Source organism: Paenibacillus durus (assembly GCF_000756615.1).
Classification (GTDB): domain Bacteria; phylum Bacillota; class Bacilli; order Paenibacillales; family Paenibacillaceae; genus Paenibacillus_AQ; species Paenibacillus_AQ durus.
In genome coordinates this window covers 1,488,930-1,508,951 of sequence record NZ_CP009288.1, presented here as the reverse complement: position 1 = coordinate 1,508,951, position 20,022 = coordinate 1,488,930, and the positions used below count along the sequence as shown (strand labels likewise).

Sequence of the window (20,022 nt, the reverse complement as noted above, 5' to 3'; positions counted from 1 at the left end):
AATGCATCATTCCTGCAAATAAATAAAGAGTTAATGCGTCATATTTCTTTAATTATTGATCATATATCTGTCCGCTGGTTGCCGTTAGCCGAAAGCTAACATATACCCGACATAAAAAAGCTCCCTTACGGGAGCTATCTCTTCTATTATAGTTAAATTGTTGCAGATAAATCGTTGAGTTTAAAAAATTAACCGCACAATTCGGAAGAATTGTGGCGGAGAGAGAGGGATTCGAACCCTCGCACCGCTTACGCAGTCTAACCCCTTAGCAGAGGGTCCCCTTATAGCCACTTGGGTATCTCTCCAAGAAAATGGCTCCCCGAACAGGACTCGAACCTGTGACAACTCGATTAACAGTCGAGTGCTCTACCAACTGAGCTATCAGGGAACATTTTGATGTGAACAAGAAATAATTTATCATGATTTTAGCCCTCAGTCAAGCGCAAGAAACTCCCCATCCGATGGAATATGCACCCTGCCGAGCAATCCTTTCTCTTCAAGCCGTTCCTGCAGTTTATCCCTGGTCAGATGGCAGTGGTTGATCGCATCCATATGGACGGCTACCACTTTCGTCTCGGGAGTATACACGCACAAGCTTAATATATCTTGTTCATTCATTGTAATGGGGTCTCCGCTCACAAACCGCGCTTCACCCGCATTTACGACCACGGTTTCCGGCTGATACCGGTCCAGTGCTTCCCGCACCTCTTCACACCAGATCGTATCTCCAGCGATATAGAGCACAGGCTCATCAGACGCTTGGAGTATAAAGCCGGACACCGGTCCCATCAGCTTCCCGATCTCTCCGGTACCATGTCTGCCTCCTGTACGGATTAACCGGACTCCGCGGAATTCCGCCTGCTCTTGGATAGGAGTAACTGCAGTAAAACCCTGTGCGCTGATCCGTTCCCCGTCCTCTTCCTGGCTGAATAGCGGAATATCTTTTGCAAGCAGTGACGCAGCAGCAGTATCCCAGTGGTCATTGTGAAAATGGGTTACAATTACGGCATCCGGTTTAAGCCACATGTTCACTGGGCCGGGAAGGCCAACGAGCGGATTCCGCCGTTCATTGCCGCTGTTCACAATCGGCGGATAGGCTCCGGGCTCACCTAGCATCGGATCGATCAGAAAGACGGAACCCCCGTACTCCAGCCAAAGCGCCGCATGTCTTATTAATTGAAGCTTCATATCGATGCACTCCTTCTTTTTCATGAGTTCTGCTACAATTAAGTATAATTTTCTTCATGGTTTGGAGTACATAATGCGGTGAAAGGATTACAGCGTATCTATTTTCATTCGGAAAGGAAATTACCTAAAGATGAGCCAAGCGCTTTTAGACGAGACCGATCTGCTCATATTGCGGCAGCTGATACAAGACTCCACACTCAGCAACAAAGAGATTGGCAGGACGGTTCATATGACGGGGCAAGCCGTGGGGGCGCGTATTCGCAGGCTGCGGGAACTCGGCGTAATTACGGGTTATTCGATAGGCTGGGACCCGGAAAAGCTGGGACTGCACGTGCATGCCTTGATCACGGTATTCCTGAATTCAGGAAGCGCCCATCAGACATTCCTGCAGTTCGTTGCATCCGAGGAGGAGATTGAAGAGGCATACCGCGTCAGCGGCGAGGGCTGTTATTGGATGCGGGCGCGCACTGAGAGCCCGGAACGGTTGAACGCGCTGCTCGACCGGCTGCTAAAGTACGGTAACTATAAGGTAAGCCTCGCTATAGGCCAGGTAAAATAGGCAGCGGAGTTTATGTTAATTAAAAAAAGCGCCTGCTCCCTGCCCTATCGCTTCGCTTTAGGCTCGGCCCCTTCAATCACCGTAAGCTTCAGCGGACCGGCGCATTTCCCGCAGCGGTAGCGCTGCGGATTCACCTTGCGTTTACGGAGGTACTCCGCGCTGCACTGGGTACAAATGAGCTTATAGCGGTAAGGCATCGGCCCCCGCGCTTTCGCTCCGGGAAGGTTTCGGCAGTACCGGCTGCCTCCTACGCGTTCGAGCAGTGCTTTAAAGTCGGCGTCCCGGTGACGGTACCCTCTTTTTGCCAGGTGAAGATGGTAGTGACAGAGCTCATGCTTGATAATTTTCTCCGTTTCCTCTGGCCCGTACGCCGCAAGCTGGCGGGGATTAATCTCAATATTATGGGTTTTCATAAAATAACGTCCACCGGTAGAGGACAGCCTGCTGTTAAACGACGCTTTATGGCGAAAGGGCAATCCGAAGCTTTCCCGCGATACCCGCTCGATCCAGCGCTGCAATTCTTCGTTGGTCATGCTTATCATTTTGGCAGGCTCCGTTCTTTGACGCGCCACCAAGGCGCTTGCTGCAATCCGTACTTGAATTGTAACTTGCGCATACGCTACACTTCAAGAAGGAAGACAAGGACGGAGGGAGAATGATTATGCCGAAAATGCGGTATGTAATTTTGCAGCAGAATCAGGAGCTTCAATTTGTGGAAATGCCGGAGGACTATGCGTATCAGCTTAGCGCGCTCAATCTTAGACTGAACAAAGAGATCGACAAGCTGACGGCCGAGAACGTGCCTGATTTGCCGCTTGCGGTGGCCGAATGCGATTCCCTGGAGCTGCTGCGCGAGCAGTATTCATTTGAGTCCGGGCTCGATTATATCAACCGGCTGGAGCAGGCTTTTGCCGCCATTCAAGAACAGAACTATCCGCTCGTCTCCCTGCTGACGGAAATCCGGGCGCTTCAGGCGCAGCTTGAGCAGTGGTATGAAGAGGAAGAAGAGCGGGCTCAGTAAGATCCGCATGCAAGAAGAATCACCTGAGGCGTCTTATCTTGAAAAGCCTTCCGGACTGGGGCGGTATTCATATCATCTTCAGCTTATGGCGCACCATCGCCTATCTCTGCACATATGCTAACCTACGCAAGCTCGCAGAGGAGGGATTCCAATGCCGCAATGGCTCAGCCATCAGCTTATGAAAGCCTACTACAAAAAGGACCGGAGACAGATCAAGCTGCTGAACGAGTGCTGGTTCTTCTACCGGGGTTCCGCAGTAAAACGTTAGGCCAGAGCCTGGTTTGACGCCCCACGGTCCGATAGCCGTAACCGGTTTGCCCTTTGGCAAGCCTTAGGAACGCCTTTCAATCAGAATCCATCTCTTCGTGAAGGGATGGATTTTGCTTTGTTCTAGGAAGAAATCAGAACTTCGGAAATAGATATATGACCAGGAAGTACAGGAATCCCAAGAAAATAATAAAATATGCGGCATACTCGAGAAAGGCGGAGGCGATAAGGCTGGAGTTTGCTTTCTTTTGCATCTCCAGATATTCCGCTTTCATACTGCTGTCTTGGTAACGCGGGTCCATAATCGGTCGCTCCTTTTCTTTTTAGCCTTCATTACCCGGGGATATTTAAATTTGAAACAAACGCTGCACCCCGCTGTTCCCGGCTGCAGGCAGAAGCTGAAGTACGGCTTAAGGACAGAATACCCGTTTGAATGCCAAGAAAGCGGGAGCATACCGTGATTACGGATAAGTCAGCAAGCTTTTCTAGCTAAAACTTCGTTTGGACGGCCAGGAGCCCTGCAGCTTGCGAACCAGCACAATTTGTCCCGTATGATAAGCATCATGCAGAATAAGGCTCATCACTTCTTCCCCCGGAGCATGCCCTGAACCGCCCCAATTATATGCGCCTTCCCCCAGCGCCTCAATAATTTCACGCAGGTCGGCATGGACTTTTTTAAGATGGGATACCGCCTTCTCCCACGCTTCTTCACCGCTTTCCGTTACTGTAAATGTAGCGTCGTTGCTCTCCAAATACGGCGGGCTGGGCAGGCCCTTCAGCTTCCGCAGCAGCCGATCCTTATAGTAAGTCAGGTGGTTGACCGTTTCCCAAATCGAGTTGGCGGCTTCTCCCTGCGGCTTCCAGAGCGCCTGCTCACTGCTCACGCCATCCAGCGCATCCTTTAGCGGCGGCGCCCAATCCTCCTGATCCATCGCATAATCCCAATTTTGGAGCAGAACCTCACTAATTTTATTTTGCATATAAAGCTTCCTCCTTAATCGTAACTATCTATATTTATTACAATGGTTACAAGAGAACTGTAACATACGAAGCAGGCAGAATACAAGTAACTAGCAAAACTTATTTTTAACTGTTACAATGTAGTTGGATGAAAGGAAGGATCGATGATGCTGTGGGATGATTTTATTAACAGCTACTGGCGGGATTGGAGAACGGGAGACAAGAGCAAAGACAGGGACCGTCTGGAAGATCCGCAGTGGATAGAGCCTTGGCTCTCCGCACATGGACTGCCCGCTCTGCCTATGCCGGACTCCGGGCAATTGGATGAACTCAAGAAGCTGCGCAGCTATCTTTTCGATACAGTCCGGGAGGTAGTAGGAGGCAAAGAGCCTGCCTGTCTGCCGGAGCAATTGAACCATTATATGGCGGCCGGCCCCGTCATGAGACAGGCGGTAAGGGACGATGATGGACGAATTAAAGTGTCGCTGCTGCCTCTGCGGACTGACTGGGAACAGGTAATGGCGGAGATTGCCGCTTCTTTTGCCTCTGCCCTGGCGGAAAAAGAGCAGTCCAGATTCCGTATCTGCGACAATCCCGACTGTCTCTGGGTCTATTATGACGATACGCGCAACCGTTCCAAGCGCTACTGTGACGATAAGGCCTGCGGCAATCTGATGAAGGTCCGCCGTTTCCGGGCCCGGAAGAAAGCGGAACAGTAAGCGGCTTCAGCGTGCAGCTTACTTTCTTCAATTACAAAAGAACGGCCCGGATTCTCCCGGGCCGTTCTTTTCTTTTTATTATGAAACTGCTATCTTTCTGGTTCTAGATTAAACCAAAGAACGTTTAGCACTTACTTCAACCGGGTTCTCTACAAGCGGCTTCTTCCACACTCCGAATACCAGGGCGGAGATTACCGCGCCGATGGCAACCGCCAGCAGGAACAGCAGCGCATGGTTTGCGAGTGCGGCTACGAAGATGCCGCCATGCGGAGCCGGAATATTAATTTTCCAAAATTGGGTCAATCCCCCGGCAACAGCCGAACCCAGGATACAGGAAGTCAGAACGCGCATCGGGTCGGCAGCCGCAAATGGAATTGCGCCTTCGGTGATGAAGGACAAGCCGAGCACATAGTTCGTTATGCCGGATTTCCGTTCATCTTCCGTGAATTTATTCTTGAACAGTGTGGTAGCCAGTGCGATTGCCAGCGGAGGAACCATGCCGCCCGCCATAACAGCCGCCATCATCGCACCGTCGCCGGTGGATGTGAAGACGCCAATGGCAAACGTATAAGCCGCTTTATTGAAAGGACCGCCCATGTCAATCGCCATCATGCCGCCAAGGACAAGTCCCAGCAGAACGGCGTTGCCGGTTCCAAGATTGTTCAGAACGTCGATGAGGCCCGTGTTGATCCAACTAAAGAACGGATCGAACAGGTAGTACATAATAGCGCCGGTAACAAGCAGACCGAATACAGGATACAGCAGAATCGGTTTCAGACCGTCAAGCGTCTGGGGTATGCCCGCAAACACCTTGCGCAATCCGATAACGATATAACCGGCCAGGAAACCGGCGGCGAGACCGCCAAGGAAACCGGCATTGGAGCTCGCTGCCATAAAGCCGCCGACAATACCGGGCATCAATGCAGGACGGTCGCCGATGCTCATTGCAATGAAGCCGGCCAGGATCGGAATCAGGAAGTGGAATGCTCCGTCGCCGCCGCCGATGGTCTGCAACAGCTTAACAATCGGATTGTCTACGCTCGCAATCTGCTCAAACAAGAAGGAAATTGCGAGTAAAATACCGCCGCCGACCACGAAGGGCAGCATATGGGAAATACCGTTCATCAAATCTTTATAGATTTTACTGCCGACACTGATCTTGCCCGCAGGCGCCGCATCCGAAGCGGCTTTGCCTTGGCTGCGATAGATCGGAACTTCGCCGGCAGCCGCTTTGCGGATCAGCTCTTCCGGCTTGCGAATGCCGTCGCTTACCGGTCTTTGCAGCAGTGGCTTGCCATCGAAACGGGCCATTTCCACCTGCTTGTCAGCCGCAACGATAACACCGCTCGCCCGGCGGATTTCATCGGGAGTCAGCACATTCTTTGCGCCCTCGGAACCGTTGGTTTCAACGCGGATATTAATTCCCAACTCTTTGGCTTTCTTCTTAAGGGCATCTTCAGCCATAAAGGTGTGGGCAATGCCTGTCGGACACGCGGTAACGGCGACTACAAACGCTTCCATATTGCTTGGATTGCCGACGATCATTCCGCTAGTGGAAGATTGCTCGGCTTTCGCTTTTGCTTCTTCTTCCTGTTTGGCTTTTTCCTCTTCCGCCTTTTTGGCCGCTTCTTGCTCCTCCTGTTTGGCGTCGAAGAGCGCCGCTACTTCATCAGGCGTCTTGGTATTCTTCAGTTGGTCGATGAATTCAACATCGATCAGCAGACGGGAAAGGGCGGCAAGCGTACGCAGATGCGTATTGGCCGCGCCTTCCGGAGCGGCGATCATGAAGAACAGGTGCGCCGGTTCTCCGTCCAAAGATTCAAATTCCACGCCGCCTGCGCTTTTCGCAAATACAACCGTCGCTTCATTAACAGCTTTGGTCTTGGCGTGAGGCATGGCAATACCGCCGCCGATGCCTGTGCTGGACTCTTCTTCACGCTTCAGAATCATTTGCTTAAACAGCACCGGATCATTAATCCGGCCGTTTGCAGCAAGGCTGGCAATCAATTCATCAATTGCCGCATCCTTGGTTGTGGCCTGCAAATCCATGATCATTGTCTGTTTGATCATCAGGTCCGTAATTCTCATATAAGTTCAACTCCCCTTAAATTCATAAATGTGCATCACTCGTCTTGCAATTGACTTTCCAGCTAGTTACAGCTTGCTGATCTGAACCTGCGGGCGGAGCCGCTCAATCTCCTCCTTCGTTGCCAGGTCGTCGGAGAATGCAGTGGCACTTCCCGAGGCAACTCCTGCACGAAAAGCCTCAATCGGATCTCCCGTAAGAAACAGCGTGCCGACAAATCCGGCTATCATTGAATCTCCCGCGCCTACTGAATTTTTCACCGTCCCGGACGGCACCGTAGCGCGGTACACCTCTTGTTCGGTAATGAGCAAAGCGCCTTCGCCGGCCATGGAAATCAGCACATGCTTCGCGCCTTCTTCCAGCAGCTTGCGGCCGTACGTAATGATCTCTTCCATAGAATTAATCGTAACGCCGTACAGTTCAGCCAGCTCATGATGATTCGGTTTTACCAACAGCGGCTTATGAACCAACGCATTCATCAGAGCCTTTCCGGTTGTATCGATGACGAATTCCGCTCCGGACTGTCCACAGGCCTCGATAAGCTTCTGATAGAAATCTCCTCCAAGAGAAGGCGGGGCGCTTCCGGACAAAATGACAATGTCGTTCTGCTGCAGATGGGACAGTTTGTCCAGCAGCTGCTGCGCCTCCTCGTCGCGGATTACAGGACCAAGGCCGTTAATTTCCGTCTCTTCCCCGTGTTTGAGCTTGATGTTGATCCGGGTGTCATCCGCTACGAATACGAAATCACTCTTGATCGAGTCTTCACGCAATTTGTCCGCGATAAACCGGCCGGTGAACCCTCCGAGAAATCCGAGAGCCGTATTTTCTACCCCCAGTTGGTCAAGCACGCGGGAAACGTTAATCCCCTTGCCGCCAGGAAGCTTCAAATCCCGCTTCATCCGGTTCAAGTCGCTGAGCTTCAGATCTTCAACCTCCACGATGTAATCGATGGAAGGGTTAAGCGTCACAGTATAGATCATAATTTACCCCTCAATTATTTTGGTTTTACTTGCAATGGATTGGCGCAGCCTTTCCGGAACGGTATCCGTTATCACAACAGCCTCCTGCAAGTCGAACAGTTTGGCAAAAGCGACCTCGCCAAATTTGCTGGAGTCCGCAAGCACATAGGTTTTCCCGGATAACTGGTGAGCCCGCCTCTTAATCAGCGCTTCTTCGGGATCAGGCGTTGTATACCCCATTTTGGCATCTACACCGTTTGTGCCCAGAAAGCATTTATCAAAACGGAAGTTCTCCAAATTCTGAAGCGCAATGCTTCCGACTACGGCTTTGGTATGGCTCTTCATCATACCGCCGAGAAGATAACTAGGGATTTGCTTCCTCACCAGCTCTTCAATATGCGACAAGCCGTTGGTCACGACGGTCACACCTTTAGCGTCAATAAGGGAAATCATTGCTAACGTTGTTGTTCCCGCATCCAGATAAATACATTCACCATCAAGCAGTTGTGAAGCGGCCAGAGAGGCAATAGAATTTTTTTGCTGAATGTTCTTGGAGGTTTTCTCCTCCATGCCAAGCTCCTGGCTTTTATGAGGCAGCAGCGAAGCTCCGCCATGCACTCTCTTCAGCAAATTACGGCTCTCAAGATCAATTAAATCCCGTCTTACCGTTGATTCCGAAGCCCCGAGCATTTCAGCCAGCTCCTGCATCTTGACTACGCCCTTTTCTTGTAAGCGCTGTATTATCATTCCGTGGCGTTCTTCGGTTAGCATCTTCACTCCTCCAACTGTCCATATAGTAACATAAATCGAGCAAAAAACAATCATTATTATCCAAATTCCATCAAAATTCTTCAACCCTCGTTACAAAGTTGTGAACGCTTACTTTTTACTTCCATACCGTGGCAGTGAGCCGATTTAGTTTTTATACATTAACGTATAGAAAATGATTTTTTCAGTTTACGTTTATAAAAAGCCAGGGATCGTCATCTTGTTTTAAGTCCTGGTTATTGGTTGCGGTCTGCGTACGCGTGCGGGGTGGGACGGGATGAGCCGGGAGTTTATGATATTCATGGTGTTATTTCAATCCACGTACCCGCGCGAGGTGCGACGACCGCATACATACGATCATGACGTAGCCGGCCGATTTCAATCCACGCACCCATGCGGGGTGCGACTTGTCGCTGACCCAGCCTTGCGATATCAGCAATTTATTTCAATCCACGCACCCGCACGGGGTGTGACGATCATGCCATCGGGGTCATTGCTTTCCCATAAAATTTCAATCCACGCACCCATACGGGGTGCGACAACTAACAATTCGCGTAATTCTTTATTGCTGATCATTTCAATCCACGCACCCGCACGGGGTGCGACCAAAGACGAGCGTGGTCGTTTTATCACTCATTGCCAATTTCAATCCACGCACCCGCACGGGGTGCGACACAGTGTGCAGCTTGCGAACTGGATGGCTGGCGAAATTTCAATCCACGCACCCGCGTGGGGTGCGACAGAAATAATTTACCGTATCCGTCACCCATTTACGATTTCAATCCACGCACCCGCGTGGGGTGCGACCCATGCGTTTACCAATGCGTCCATAGATCCCTTATTTCAATCCACGCACCCGCGTGGGGTGCGACGCCATCAATGACGATATGATAGAGCCGCAGATAGCGATTTCAATCCACGCACCCGCGTGGGGTGCGACGGTCAATAACCCGGATGCCGATCCGGTGCCTGTATTTCAATCCACGCACCCGCGTGGGGTGCGACTTTTGGCGGTCCCAAGTCAACCGCTCATCCAAATATTTCAATCCACGCACCCGCGTGGGGTGCGACTAAGGGGGAGGCTATGGACAAGCTGAACAAAGGAATTTCAATCCACGCACCCGCGTGGGGTGCGACCAGGGACGGCACAAGCGGTCTGACCAAAAAGGCATTTCAATCCACGCACCCGCGTGGGGTGCGACAGGAGCCAATACCACGGACACCGTGGTACTGCTCGATTTCAATCCACGCACCCGCGTGGGGTGCGACTAAATTGTTCTTCATGTGTTACACCTCCTTGGTAAATTTCAATCCACGCACCCGCGTGGGGTGCGACATGTTGAGAATGGATGATCTAATCCAAGAGGTAAAGATTTCAATCCACGCACCCGCGTGGGGTGCGACGTGGAAATTGACACCAAAGCGGTTTACTTATTTGACGATTTCAATCCACGCACCCGCGTGGGGTGCGACGGCAAAAGGATATGGACCGAGTATTGTTAAGTAATTTCAATCCACGCACCCGCGTGGGGTGCGACGTAGTCAGATGCTTCACTTGTTGCCTCCTTTGGAGTATTTCAATCCACGCACCCGCGTGGGGTGCGACGTCATTCTACCAGTAGAGCAGTCACACAAACGAATTTCAATCCACGCACCCGCGTGGGGTGCGACGACGAGAACAGGCCGCCATGCCGGGCAGCCTGAAATTTCAATCCACGCACCCGCGTGGGGTGCGACAGGTGAAAAACTTGCCAGTGTCGCAGGAGTATATATTTCAATCCACGCACCCGCGTGGGGTGCGACATAACGGCGACTTCGTCTTCTTCGAACTTGTTAAAATTTCAATCCACGCACCCGCGTGGGGTGCGACCAAACTACCGGGGAAAAAGGAGAACGTATCACGATTTCAATCCACGCACCCGCGTGGGGTGCGACTCGGCTTAAAGGTCACGGCTTTCTGTACATGCACATTTCAATCCACGCACCCGCGTGGGGTGCGACAATACTGGCCGGACAAGCAATGGGGGGATTAACCGATTTCAATCCACGCACCCGCGTGGGGTGCGACTATATAAACACCGGAATCTGTAACATCGGTTACTGTATTTCAATCCACGCACCCGCGTGGGGTGCGACTGTCCACTTTGCTGACTGCTATGCTGCGTCTGGTGGATTTCAATCCACGCACCCGCGTGGGGTGCGACTTGTTAATTGGGTGTATTCTCCATCAGCGATCCGATTTCAATCCACGCACCCGCGTGGGGTGCGACTTGATGCCTACACTGCCTAAGCGTTCAGACGTGTAGATTTCAATCCACGCACCCGCGTGGGGTGCGACAAATAGTGGAGGGCGATAGGGAGGGAAGATAGAAATTTCAATCCACGCACCCGCGTGGGGTGCGACGGCGAAAATGATTAAGATTGATCTGAGAAAGACATCAGTTCCTTCTATTTCCGCCAAAAACGTTGCAAAAGAAGTATAAATCCAGAATTGACTTTTTTCAACAAACCGATTTTTTTCTGCTTTTCGACAAAATTTGAGGTGCGAAGGACCTGGGGAAATCATGGGAGCTTGGCATTCGCACCTTAAATGATCAGTGGGCTTTCCATGTCATATGAGCTTTTTGCGCCGATGTGTTCGACTTTGGTTTTGTACTTGTCTCCCAGGTTATAGAAACGCAGACTGTCTGTCTCTTCGTCGATCAGTTCTTCCAGTTCAAACTTTAGCCGGCGGAACTGCGTCGTATCCACAATACATTCGAATACGGAGTTTTGGACCCTCTGACCGTAATCCAGACACTTCTTGGCGACTTGCGACAGACGTCTTCTGCCCTCCGCGCTTTTTGTACTTACATCATACGTAATCAAGACCAGCACCTGAAAACACCTACTTCCACAAAAATGGAGGATACTCATCCAGATCTCCCCGAATGTATCTCGCCAGCAACAGCGCTTGTGAATAAGGCACAAGTCCCCAGGAGATTTTTTCGTTTAGATAAGGATGAATGATTTTCTCCTGCTTTCGCTCCTGCCAACCCTTAATCACTTGCTTCCTGGTGTCATCGTCCATAATGACCGCGCCGTTCTCTTTCCGATAAAAGCCCTTCGAATTGATAAGCTTTTTATTGATCAAGGATAGAACAAACCGATCCGCATACACGCCTCTCAGTTCCTCCATCATATCCAGCGCAAGCGATGCCCGCCCCGGGCGGTCCCTGTGGAGAAAACCAACGTAAGCATCAAGACCTACACTCTCCAGCGCCGACCTTACATCATTCGATAGCAGAGTATACGCAAAGGACAGCAGTGCGTTGACATTGTCCAGCGGAGGTCGCTTATTTCGGCCATGGAAGAAGAAATCCTCTTTCTGCTGCAGAATCAAATCATCGAACACGGAATTATATTGAACCGCCGCAGAACCCTCCACTCCTCGCAAAATATCCAGATCTTCCACGCTATGAACCAGATTCATGCTTTCGGAAAGAGCTGCCGACACCTTCTTGATCCGGGGAATATCCAGCCGCAGTGCATAATCCCGCGTGGCACGCTCCAGTATCCATTTGGCGTTATAGATTTTGCCGAGAATAAAATTTCTCGCCACCAGCGCACTTCGGCGCTCAGCGTCGGATATCCGGTACTGCTCCTTGCGGAGCACCACATTGCCTCTGCTCTCACCGGTCACTCTGGCCAAGAAACGCCCGTTTCGGGTCATAAAGGTCAGGCCGATACTGCGCTCAGCGCATGAACCCATCAATGCCGGACTTACCCCCGCGTACCCAAATGTGCAGACAGCTTCCAGATTGTGCAGAGGATAGCGCCCCAGGATATTCTCTTCCCGCCGGATGACAATATTCTCACCGTCCAGTGACAGATAAGTGTCCGGTGTCGTCACAAATAACGTATTCAGCAGTTTTTTCATTCGCTCAACCTGCTTTCAATATAGCTGGCAACGGACCGCTTCTTCAACATCTCCGGCAGGCACACGTTATGCAGGGAGCAGCTTTGACAGTGCGGCCCTGCCTTTGCCTTCGGTGTGTGCTTTTTCGTAAAATAATGATGCATTTCCTGCAAAACCGCCTTGACTTGCTCACGGTCTGACAGAGTAACGGGCACTTCGACCCGGTGCTTGGTTTCATTATAGTAGAGATAGCCGAGTGAAAGATCGCAGGCCAGCATTTCCTCTAGACACATCAGTTGGGCAATCAACTGGGAGCGGTCCGAATCATTCTTCTTGGGCTTGCCCCGTTTATATTCGACCGGATACGGAAAATACAGGCCTTCCTCCCCCGAAAGCGGTATTCCCGCCGGATCTCGTACAAACTCCACCACGTCGCATATCCCTGTAATGCCCAGCGTCCCGGAATGCACGGGCAATGCGCGAACGATCAGTTTGTTCCCTCTTTTTTCACGAAGAAGAGGTTGATCCGCAATTCGATGAACGTATGTACCTTCCAGCGTGCGGACATTCTCTTCCCATTGTTGTTCAACATGTATCAACGCCCACTGTCTGCGGCAGAAGTTGAAATGCTGAATCCCAGAGAGCAGTAAATAATCGTCTTCGTTATAATCCGGCATATTCCCGCACTTCCAGTCCATCCAGCGGCAGAAGGGTGCAGGTGTAATCATTCTCAAAGGATTTGGGCTGAGCAGCGCCTTCATTTAAATGAACTTGAAGAGAACGATGCACCTTGGCAGAAGAATATTGCCCCAGGCCGGACTTATGCTCCCACCAGTAGACTTTATGTACTTCCATGCTGCCGTCAGGACGCGCCGAGGAAGTATCATTTTCAAACAGGGTAACCAGCGCCTCGCGTATCTTCTCTGCATCCTCATAGGTGAACCCGGTTTTCCCGGCCAGCTGCGTATTAATGCTTCCGTAAAAAACATATACACCAAAGTCCACTCTGTGCTTCATTCCCATCGTATCTGGGCTTTTCTTGTTCGGATTATCTTTGGGGGTGGTCGCATTGACGCTCTTGGTGATCTGCATGCTGGTAATATCAATCGGGTCGATGCTCACCGCCGTATGAATCGAAACCGGTCCGCGAACCCCGATGGATACGCCGCTGCCGGAGCCTTCCGCCCCGCCAAAAGCGAACACTTGACCGAAGCTGCGCACATCCAGCCATGCGTTGCAGGCAGCTTGGGCGTACAGGTCATTATTCGCTTTTTTTCCCTTGGCGAATTCCTGCACCTCCGCGTTGGCTTCTACCCGTTCTTTAATGCTGCGACAGGCATCCCCTCGTCTTTCATCGGATTGCACGAGAATCGACTCCCCCATGTCCTGGAGACGATTACGGATTTTCCGCTTGATGCAAACATCGGATACCTCGCCGTATCCATCATAGTTCTGCCGGGGACGATTGCCGTTCAGCGGGTCTCCGTTCGGGTTAGCATTATGAACCGAAAATACAACGGCAAAATCAATTTTATGATCAAGCGTGCTCATTATTCATTCTCTCCTTGTCCATCGTTATTGGCGTTCTCGTCGGTCCGGGCAGTCTGTCCGGCTTCGGCCTCCCTCTGCTCCCTGCTCTTGTACAATTCATTACGCTGGCTGTAAAATCCAAGCAAATATCGTCCACTAAGCCGATCATCATTGTAATCCTCCAGTTTCAGACGGGAGCCCACTTCATCCAGCATTCTATTGCAGTAATTGATAATGACATCCTTCGTGCCCATTTTGGCCTGGTAAGGCTGGATATTCGACTGAATAATCTCCCATGTCCGCCCCGGATGCTGCGCGAAGACGTTCATATATCTCACCGCGTTCGTGGCCCGCTTCTCCTCCTTGCCGAGAGCACGCCGCTCAAGCACATCAGCGATTGCCAGCAATCGTCCAAATAAATAACTGCGGTCCTCGTTCTCTGCATTTAGGCTCACAGTAAAGCCCTCCTTCTCATACGTTTTCTTCACCAGCGCGCAGGCAATGCTAAGCGTCTTCTCCCATTCCCAAGGCTCCATGCCAACCGGATTGGAGGCCCGGTTCACCGCACTGCGAACAATATCCAGCGGAACGGAACGCTTGTCCACGATACAGGGCAGCATCCGTTCAAGCAGCACTTTGACCACTTTATCGCTCGCCTGCGGGCCGTAAGCGGCGAAGGCGATATCCCGCGTAGCTGGCGCGCCGGTGAACGAAAGTGTCTCCTTCTGTTCGTTCTTACGATAACGGTGCAGCCAGCGGCACGTAGCATGCCAATAATCCAGACGATCAAAAAATAGCTTCTTGTTTAAATTCCGGTAGTACACAATGGATAATCGTCCCGGCGTCGCCGCATCCAGTACCATGATGACAACCTCAGAGTTATAGTCGTCGCTATTATAACGATAGCCGTGAATCGCGCGCCGAAACTGTCCGGCAAATTCACGATGCGCGGCGTCGCCCGCTGTATCGTCTTCTTCCTCTTCGCCGTAAAAGTCCAGCCCGTCTTCCCAAGGAGGAGACATATCCGGGTTATCCACTCCCCACACCAGAAACACTCTCCCGTCGATAGTGACGCCCTGGCGGTCAATCAGCCATTTCAAGGCATTATGCCCTTTTTGAGAGACTTCGTAGCTGACCGCCGCCGCTTCCCTTCCGCTACGGAACCGTCCGCGATAGGTAAAGCCTAGCGAATCGTTGGCTGAGATCAGCTTCGTTTTGTCACCGGAATTGCGGATACGTGAAGTATGCTTGTCCGCATACGGCAAATATTCCCCAGTTACATAGCACAGCTCCTGTTCAGCCAGTTCCATCTCGTTATAGCGGATAAAGGCTTCCTGCACAGACCGGTCTCGCCACAACCGATCTTCCGGATCACCGGGGACATGAACGGCAAACCGGATGAAGGCGGCGCTTTGATCGGAGGCGATGACCTTGAAAATTGCTTTTTTCTCTCCGTATCTCTGCTCCATAGCCGGTGTCCATTTCGCTGCCAGCTGTCCCTTCTCGTCAAGCCAAAGCACCTCCCGTTGCACCAAATCCGCAATCAAGGTTCCTCTGTTTAAATAGGTGTATACGCTTTGCACTTTGGGATGAGCTGCGGGAGATTCGCACCAGGCTAACAATTGCTTCATATAGTCCGCATGCGGTGTTCCTTTGACTTCCCCGTAATAACGGGTATAGTCGCCGGCTACATAAACCAGCTTATCGAACAGCGGGTACGGCACCGGCGCGCTGGTACGACTTGCAGATGCCTCCGTACAAGGAATAATTGTGCTTGCTTCCTCTTTTTCCACAACCCTGGCCTGAAGCAGATTGCCCTCCATATCCAGCCGCACCTCGATATGTGAACTTTGTGTGGTGTGCGAGACAGGGATGAGCGCGTACTCCCGACCGTTCTTCTTTCTCTCAAACTGCCCGGTCAAATGCGCGTTATTCTCGTATGTCTTGTATAAATCGGCGAGCCAGGTCATCCCCTCTCCTCCCCTTGGAAATAATCGGCATACAGTTCATCGACAGACTGGATATCTGCTAGCCCGAACGATTTGATGTGTCCCTCCCCGGTCTTACGGAGCAGCGTACACTCTTCAGGCCGGATGTACCGGATGATGCCATGCTCTATCTTCGGACGCCATAGCCGGGTTTCCCGTTCCTTCCGCCCCGTTTCATCAGGATAGTTGATGCCATGAACCATAATGCCGAAGTCAATCTCCGCGATCTCATCATAGAAGCCGGTTCCCTTGCCATATTCGCAAGGCTCTACATAACCCTGACATTCCCGCGCACCCAGAAAAATATCCCGCCGGCCTCCCGCCTGTACCGCCCGCTTCGCGATGTTATGATGCTTGTGCTCGTTGCGGTCCTGAATCAAATCTTCACGGTGAGGGTTAAACTCAAAGTGTGCCCTGACTTGATATCGCGGTTCTTTGAGATACGTATAATAAGAAAGCGTATTGCCTCCTCCGTACTCAATAGGACGGATGCCTTTCGATTCCGTCTGTATCGGATTCATAACCCGCACCTCGTCGATAATCCAAATAAGCGTAGGCTTCCAATATATGGATTCTACTATCCCCTTCAACGCTTGATAGGTCGGAATTTGATAGCTAAACTTCTCCCCGCCAATCTTGGTCAGCGGGTCCGTAAACAATCCGTATTTTCCGTAAACCTCGAACTCGATCTGGTTTCTCATGTATTCACCGCCTTCTTGTGAAATAAAGTTCTTGTGTATTTATTGAAAAAGCAAGAATAGCGTGTTGGCATGACAGATTAGGGGAGCTGCGGCTGTTCTATCTTTGATTTGAAAGGACAGCCGCATCAAAAGAGTTATTAGGAAAACCACCCGGTTTCCCGCCGGATAATAGCAGTTACTCAATTATTTTTTTAAGATTCTTTTCTACTTGTTGCCTTAATACGGATGCATAGAATTTGCTTATGCCTGTTGAACAACGGGAACCTTCTGAGTTCTGCAAGCCGATTCATGATGCCAGGCTGGTCAATCACTACGTTACGTCTAATTTCCACCAGACTAGCGGTGTCCGGTAATAACCCCCGGCTTTCCTCAACAGATTTAAAGCTGATCTTAATCGTTTCACGGTTACTCGTTCTACTCACACGATACTCCTCCCTTTGTCCAAATTGTCTTGCCAACATTAGGTTTCTTGCTTTATTGTTCTGCCTTCTTTGGTTAGGGTGTTATAACATCTTCACCTCCTTATAAAAATCTTCTAGTGTATTATCTTTTACAATAAGAGAACCCGTTATAAAAAATTCTCTTAACTGGGATTATATACTATTTTGGAAACTATTTCAATTAATAAAGATTCTGTTGGCTCCTGCACTTTGATATGTTAAACTCAGGCTGTCGCTATAGAAGCGTGGATTGAAATTTGTGCATTATTTTGTTTCAGTGAAGAGGGACCCGATTAATGAGCGGGTCTTTTCTTATGCCATAGCCAAGTCCCACTCCCCGTCCCCTTCTGTCCCTACGCCAAATCGCTCCGAGTAAGCCGTGTCATGCAGTGCCAGAACATTACCATTCAGCAGTGGAAACAGTTCCCCGCTCTTATCGAGCTTAACAAGATCATGCTTATAAACATTGACCACATACTGCTGCGCCTTCCGAAGCAAATCGCCAAGCTCCCGAATATCCAGTTCCCCGTTCAGATTGGCAATCAACTCTCTCGCCTCTGCATTGTACGGGACAATAATTGAAGTTGCCGCATTGTCAATAACCTCGAAGTATTGCTCCGCTGTCGCCAAGGCTTGCATGCTCCCAAGTCCAAGCTTGTCACTATAGCGGTTCTCGTAAGCACCATAATAGTCCTTGTTGGAACCCAGCAGACTAAACAGCTTCTTCCCTCCGAGCTTAGGAACGGGATAATCCAGTTCATCCTTAATTCGATGATAATAGTATTTAAAATAAGCCTTCGTCGCGGATGGGGATAATAAATCATTTTCATAAAGTTCCGGCTTTCTCCGAAAGTCGTCCAGTACTTTACGTGTCATTTCCGCTCCTATCTTGATTTCTTGCAAATGGTTTAAGTTCTCGTCCGCAGATTGGATGATGTATACCTGACGCAGCGGATCTTTCCCGTGGCGGTTGCATCTGCCCGCTGCCTGCGCAATCGAGTCCAGCCCGGAGAGCGAGCGGATCACGCAATCAAAGCTGATGTTCACTCCGGCCTCAATAAGCTGGGTACTGACACATATCACCCGTTCGTTCGCTTCAGGATCAAGCGCCCCAATCACCTGCGCCAGCCTGTCCTTCCGATGCGCCGCGCACATGTTCGTGCTTAAATGGAACAGCCGCACCTTCCCTTCTTCAACCCATTCGGCCTGTTCCAGCTCAGCGAACAGCTTCCGCACGGCGGTCTTCGTATTGAGAATGACCAGTACGCTGTTCACCTCATTCATTCTCTCGCGAACAAAGGAAGCCAAAGTTTCCGCTCCCCATCCCGAAGCGCCACACTCGGCAGTATAATCGACTAACTCCACCCTTTTAAAATGACGGCCCACATCACTCAAATTCTTGATCATCTCCGACTGCTCGGACAAATGCAGCTTATGTCTGACATCATCAAGTGCCGGTTGCGTCGCCGTGCATAGCACAATACTGGATTTCCCAAAGGTGTGGAGAAAGTTGAGAGCCGCATTGAACAGCGAAAGGCAGCGGTAAGGAACGGCCTGTACTTCATCAAAGATCAGCACCGTATTCGACAGTTGATGCAATCTCCGTGCATTGCGGGTCCCCTTGGCGTAAAAGGTGTTCAGAAACTGTACCATGGTTGTAAAAATAATCGGTCGATCCCAGTGGTCCCTGGCAAGCTTCAGCTTTTCTTTTTCCAACTCATAATCATCGCTGTCAGGATCAAGTTCATCCGCAACATTGGAATGATGCTCCAGAACCATATCATCATTCTGAAGGATTTCTCGTATTTCTCTCGCATTCTGCTCAATGATCGTCGTAAACGGCACAATATAAATAATCCGTTCCTTGCCCGTCTCAAGGGCATGTCGTAGCGCATAACGTAAGCTGGACAGCGTCTTCCCCCCTCCTGTCGGAATAGAGAGCGTGTAAATGCCTGATGGTAAAAGCGCAAACTCTTCACATTGCCGGGACATTTCCCGCCTTAAACAATTAATTGGATGATCCGCATCCTTCGCCTCGTCCAATACGGCAATCTTCGCCAACAGGCGATTATAACTTTCCAGAAAAAAAGGATGATGATCCTTGATCCAATCTGTATGCTCATCCGCTTCAAAATCCCGGGTATTCGTCCGATCGGCGTCTATGAGGCAACTAAAAATGTACTTGATGAGTAAAGCAAGCGTAATGCGCGGCAACTTCGATTCTCGCATGGTGGTCAAGGCATGCTCCAGCTCCACAATAGCCTGCTCGAAATAGCGGTCAAGCTCATCGGCTGGCACTTGCTCGTAAAAGGCGGCGACGGCCCGATCATACTCATCAAGCTCCTTCTGCTCAACCCGTTTCAGATAAGGCGAATCCAATTGCGGACTGAGGAAATCCCGCAAACCTTGATGGTGGGAAATAATACAGTTCCCGATCCATTCCGCCGCCAGGTTGTCAATTAAAGCTCCCTCGCCCTTGTGATAGCGCTGATGCAGCAGCCTGCCACCCGCCGTTGAATGATCGACTGAGCCTTTCCGGGGAGCGGCCTGCGGGTGATAGACTGCATTCACAAGATACATGTTGAACTCGTTCGTATTTTTTCCAATATCATGCAGCATTCCCGCTAACCCGGCCAGATGGGACACCCCTATCTTCGCGCCATAGTGCTCGCAGCCGACTTGCACTTCCTTCTGATGCTCCCCCACCGTCTGAATTTTTTTATCCTTTTGGCGGATATGGGCAATATATTCCATAGTCCCTCCTTGTTTCAACAAAATATCCAATATAACCCTACAATTCACAGATATACTTCTCCAGAACTAGTTCTAATTCCTCTTTTTATGTAAAAATCCAACAAAAAAAATACTCCAGTAGGCACTGGAGTAAAGCATTTAGTAGAAAATCTTATTTGTCAACGTAGGGAATCGTACTGATCGA

18 protein-coding genes, 2 tRNA genes and 1 CRISPR repeat array are annotated in these 20,022 nt (G+C 50.5%); of the genes, 4 read left to right on the top strand and 16 right to left on the bottom strand.

The genetic code is table 11. The annotated features are described in order from the left end of the window. Positions 1-213: 213 nt before the first annotated feature. The 3 genes from PDUR_RS06800 to PDUR_RS06790 all read right to left on the bottom strand — a co-directional run bounded on the left by PDUR_RS06800 (position 214) and on the right by PDUR_RS06790 (position 1,188). Positions 214-305: transfer RNA gene (locus tag PDUR_RS06800), tRNA-Ser, on the bottom strand. A 7-nt stretch (positions 306-312) separates the two neighbouring features. Next, positions 313-388 (bottom strand) — tRNA-Asn (locus PDUR_RS06795). 44 nt (positions 389-432) lie between these two features. After that, positions 433-1,188, bottom strand: a complete 756-nt coding sequence (locus PDUR_RS06790) for an MBL fold metallo-hydrolase (protein WP_042205614.1) — start codon at positions 1,186-1,188, stop codon at positions 433-435. A 130-nt stretch (positions 1,189-1,318) separates the two neighbouring features. On the opposite strand from PDUR_RS06790, the gene PDUR_RS06785 reads away from it, so the two are divergent. Beyond that, the gene (locus PDUR_RS06785) at positions 1,319-1,747 is read left to right on the top strand and encodes an Lrp/AsnC family transcriptional regulator (RefSeq protein WP_042205613.1); all 429 of its coding nucleotides are present in this window, start codon (positions 1,319-1,321) and stop codon (positions 1,745-1,747) included. A 44-nt stretch (positions 1,748-1,791) separates the two neighbouring features. Here the strand turns inward: PDUR_RS06785 and PDUR_RS06780 are convergent, their stop codons facing one another. Beyond that, positions 1,792-2,280, bottom strand: coding sequence for a SprT family protein (locus tag PDUR_RS06780; protein WP_081949807.1), 489 nt, complete (start codon positions 2,278-2,280; stop codon positions 1,792-1,794). A gap of 128 nt (positions 2,281-2,408) precedes the next feature. On the opposite strand from PDUR_RS06780, the gene PDUR_RS06775 reads away from it, so the two are divergent. Further along, positions 2,409-2,768, top strand: a complete 360-nt coding sequence (locus tag PDUR_RS06775) for a hypothetical protein (RefSeq protein ID WP_042205611.1) — start codon at positions 2,409-2,411, stop codon at positions 2,766-2,768. Positions 2,769-2,919: 151 nt separating this feature from the next. Continuing rightward, complete coding sequence (gene cmpA, locus PDUR_RS28625; protein ID WP_156130343.1) at positions 2,920-3,036, top strand: cortex morphogenetic protein CmpA; 117 nt, start codon at positions 2,920-2,922, stop codon at positions 3,034-3,036. A gap of 133 nt (positions 3,037-3,169) precedes the next feature. On the opposite strand, the gene PDUR_RS29100 is transcribed toward cmpA, so the two are convergent. Beyond that, positions 3,170-3,337, bottom strand: a complete 168-nt coding sequence (locus PDUR_RS29100) for a hypothetical protein (RefSeq protein ID WP_169744894.1) — start codon at positions 3,335-3,337, stop codon at positions 3,170-3,172. Positions 3,338-3,520: 183 nt separating this feature from the next. After that, entirely contained in the window at positions 3,521-4,015 is a 495-nt protein-coding gene (locus tag PDUR_RS06770; RefSeq protein ID WP_042205610.1) for a DinB family protein, read from the bottom strand. Positions 4,016-4,159: 144 nt separating this feature from the next. Between PDUR_RS06770 and PDUR_RS06765 the strand changes: the two genes are divergently transcribed. Then, on the top strand, positions 4,160-4,714 hold the full coding sequence (locus tag PDUR_RS06765; protein ID WP_330217243.1) for a CGNR zinc finger domain-containing protein: 555 nt from the start codon (positions 4,160-4,162) through the stop codon (positions 4,712-4,714). 108 nt (positions 4,715-4,822) lie between these two features. On the opposite strand, the gene PDUR_RS06760 is transcribed toward PDUR_RS06765, so the two are convergent. The 10 genes from PDUR_RS06760 to PDUR_RS06710 all read right to left on the bottom strand — a co-directional run bounded on the left by PDUR_RS06760 (position 4,823) and on the right by PDUR_RS06710 (position 19,838). Then, the gene (locus PDUR_RS06760; protein ID WP_042205608.1) at positions 4,823-6,802 is read right to left on the bottom strand and encodes a PTS fructose transporter subunit IIABC; all 1,980 of its coding nucleotides are present in this window, start codon (positions 6,800-6,802) and stop codon (positions 4,823-4,825) included. Between the two features lie 66 nt (positions 6,803-6,868). Further along, positions 6,869-7,780, bottom strand: a complete 912-nt coding sequence (gene pfkB / locus PDUR_RS06755) for a 1-phosphofructokinase (protein ID WP_042205607.1) — start codon at positions 7,778-7,780, stop codon at positions 6,869-6,871. A gap of 3 nt (positions 7,781-7,783) precedes the next feature. Next, entirely contained in the window at positions 7,784-8,530 is a 747-nt protein-coding gene (locus PDUR_RS06750; RefSeq protein WP_042205606.1) for a DeoR/GlpR family DNA-binding transcription regulator, read from the bottom strand. Between the two features lie 306 nt (positions 8,531-8,836). Next, a CRISPR array of direct repeats spans positions 8,837-10,931; the repeat unit is 32 nt; unit sequence ATTTCAATCCACGCACCCGCGTGGGGTGCGAC. A gap of 182 nt (positions 10,932-11,113) precedes the next feature. Beyond that, entirely contained in the window at positions 11,114-11,404 is a 291-nt protein-coding gene (gene cas2, locus PDUR_RS06745; protein ID WP_042205605.1) for a CRISPR-associated endonuclease Cas2, read from the bottom strand. Positions 11,405-11,414: 10 nt separating this feature from the next. Continuing rightward, positions 11,415-12,446: a type I-C CRISPR-associated endonuclease Cas1c gene (gene cas1c, locus PDUR_RS06740; RefSeq protein WP_042205604.1), complete on the bottom strand. Its 1,032-nt coding sequence runs from the start codon at positions 12,444-12,446 to the stop codon at positions 11,415-11,417. Further along, entirely contained in the window at positions 12,443-13,102 is a 660-nt protein-coding gene (gene cas4 / locus PDUR_RS06735) for a CRISPR-associated protein Cas4 (protein ID WP_042205602.1), read from the bottom strand. The genes cas1c and cas4 overlap by 4 nt, the downstream gene beginning before the upstream one ends. Continuing rightward, positions 13,089-13,976 carry a type I-C CRISPR-associated protein Cas7/Csd2 gene (gene cas7c / locus PDUR_RS06730; RefSeq protein ID WP_042205601.1) on the bottom strand — a complete coding sequence of 296 codons (888 nt, stop codon included), beginning with the start codon at positions 13,974-13,976 and terminating at the stop codon, positions 13,089-13,091. Before cas7c ends, cas4 begins: the two co-directional genes overlap by 14 nt. Continuing rightward, complete coding sequence (gene cas8c, locus PDUR_RS06725) at positions 13,976-15,925, bottom strand: type I-C CRISPR-associated protein Cas8c/Csd1 (RefSeq protein ID WP_042205600.1); 1,950 nt, start codon at positions 15,923-15,925, stop codon at positions 13,976-13,978. The genes cas7c and cas8c overlap by 1 nt, the downstream gene beginning before the upstream one ends. Continuing rightward, a complete protein-coding gene (gene cas5c, locus PDUR_RS06720) occupies positions 15,922-16,644 on the bottom strand; it encodes a type I-C CRISPR-associated protein Cas5c (RefSeq protein ID WP_042205599.1) in 723 nt (240 codons plus the stop codon). The genes cas8c and cas5c overlap by 4 nt, the downstream gene beginning before the upstream one ends. Before the next feature lie 752 nt (positions 16,645-17,396). Next, complete coding sequence (locus tag PDUR_RS06710) at positions 17,397-19,838, bottom strand: CRISPR-associated helicase/endonuclease Cas3 (protein ID WP_042205597.1); 2,442 nt, start codon at positions 19,836-19,838, stop codon at positions 17,397-17,399. Between the last annotated feature and the right edge of the window lie 184 nt (positions 19,839-20,022).

Bases quoted from the DNA above. Each gene is read 5' to 3' on its own strand.
- PDUR_RS06790 (WP_042205614.1), bottom strand. From the start codon at position 1,188: ATGAAGCTTCAATTAATAAGACATGCGGCGCTTTGGCTGGAGTACGGG.
- PDUR_RS06785 (WP_042205613.1), top strand. From the start codon at position 1,319: ATGAGCCAAGCGCTTTTAGACGAGACCGATCTGCTCATATTGCGGCAG.
- PDUR_RS06780 (WP_081949807.1), bottom strand. From the start codon at position 2,280: ATGACCAACGAAGAATTGCAGCGCTGGATCGAGCGGGTATCGCGGGAA.
- PDUR_RS06775 (WP_042205611.1), top strand. From the start codon at position 2,409: ATGCCGAAAATGCGGTATGTAATTTTGCAGCAGAATCAGGAGCTTCAA.
- cmpA (WP_156130343.1), top strand. From the start codon at position 2,920: ATGCCGCAATGGCTCAGCCATCAGCTTATGAAAGCCTACTACAAAAAG.
- PDUR_RS29100 (WP_169744894.1), bottom strand. From the start codon at position 3,337: ATGGACCCGCGTTACCAAGACAGCAGTATGAAAGCGGAATATCTGGAG.
- PDUR_RS06770 (WP_042205610.1), bottom strand. From the start codon at position 4,015: ATGCAAAATAAAATTAGTGAGGTTCTGCTCCAAAATTGGGATTATGCG.
- PDUR_RS06765 (WP_330217243.1), top strand. From the start codon at position 4,160: ATGATGCTGTGGGATGATTTTATTAACAGCTACTGGCGGGATTGGAGA.
- PDUR_RS06760 (WP_042205608.1), bottom strand. From the start codon at position 6,802: ATGAGAATTACGGACCTGATGATCAAACAGACAATGATCATGGATTTG.
- pfkB (WP_042205607.1), bottom strand. From the start codon at position 7,780: ATGATCTATACTGTGACGCTTAACCCTTCCATCGATTACATCGTGGAG.
- PDUR_RS06750 (WP_042205606.1), bottom strand. From the start codon at position 8,530: ATGCTAACCGAAGAACGCCACGGAATGATAATACAGCGCTTACAAGAA.
- cas1c (WP_042205604.1), bottom strand. From the start codon at position 12,446: ATGAAAAAACTGCTGAATACGTTATTTGTGACGACACCGGACACTTAT.
- cas4 (WP_042205602.1), bottom strand. From the start codon at position 13,102: ATGCCGGATTATAACGAAGACGATTATTTACTGCTCTCTGGGATTCAG.
- cas7c (WP_042205601.1), bottom strand. From the start codon at position 13,976: ATGAGCACGCTTGATCATAAAATTGATTTTGCCGTTGTATTTTCGGTT.
- cas8c (WP_042205600.1), bottom strand. From the start codon at position 15,925: ATGACCTGGCTCGCCGATTTATACAAGACATACGAGAATAACGCGCAT.
- cas5c (WP_042205599.1), bottom strand. From the start codon at position 16,644: ATGAGAAACCAGATCGAGTTCGAGGTTTACGGAAAATACGGATTGTTT.
- PDUR_RS06710 (WP_042205597.1), bottom strand. From the start codon at position 19,838: ATGGAATATATTGCCCATATCCGCCAAAAGGATAAAAAAATTCAGACG.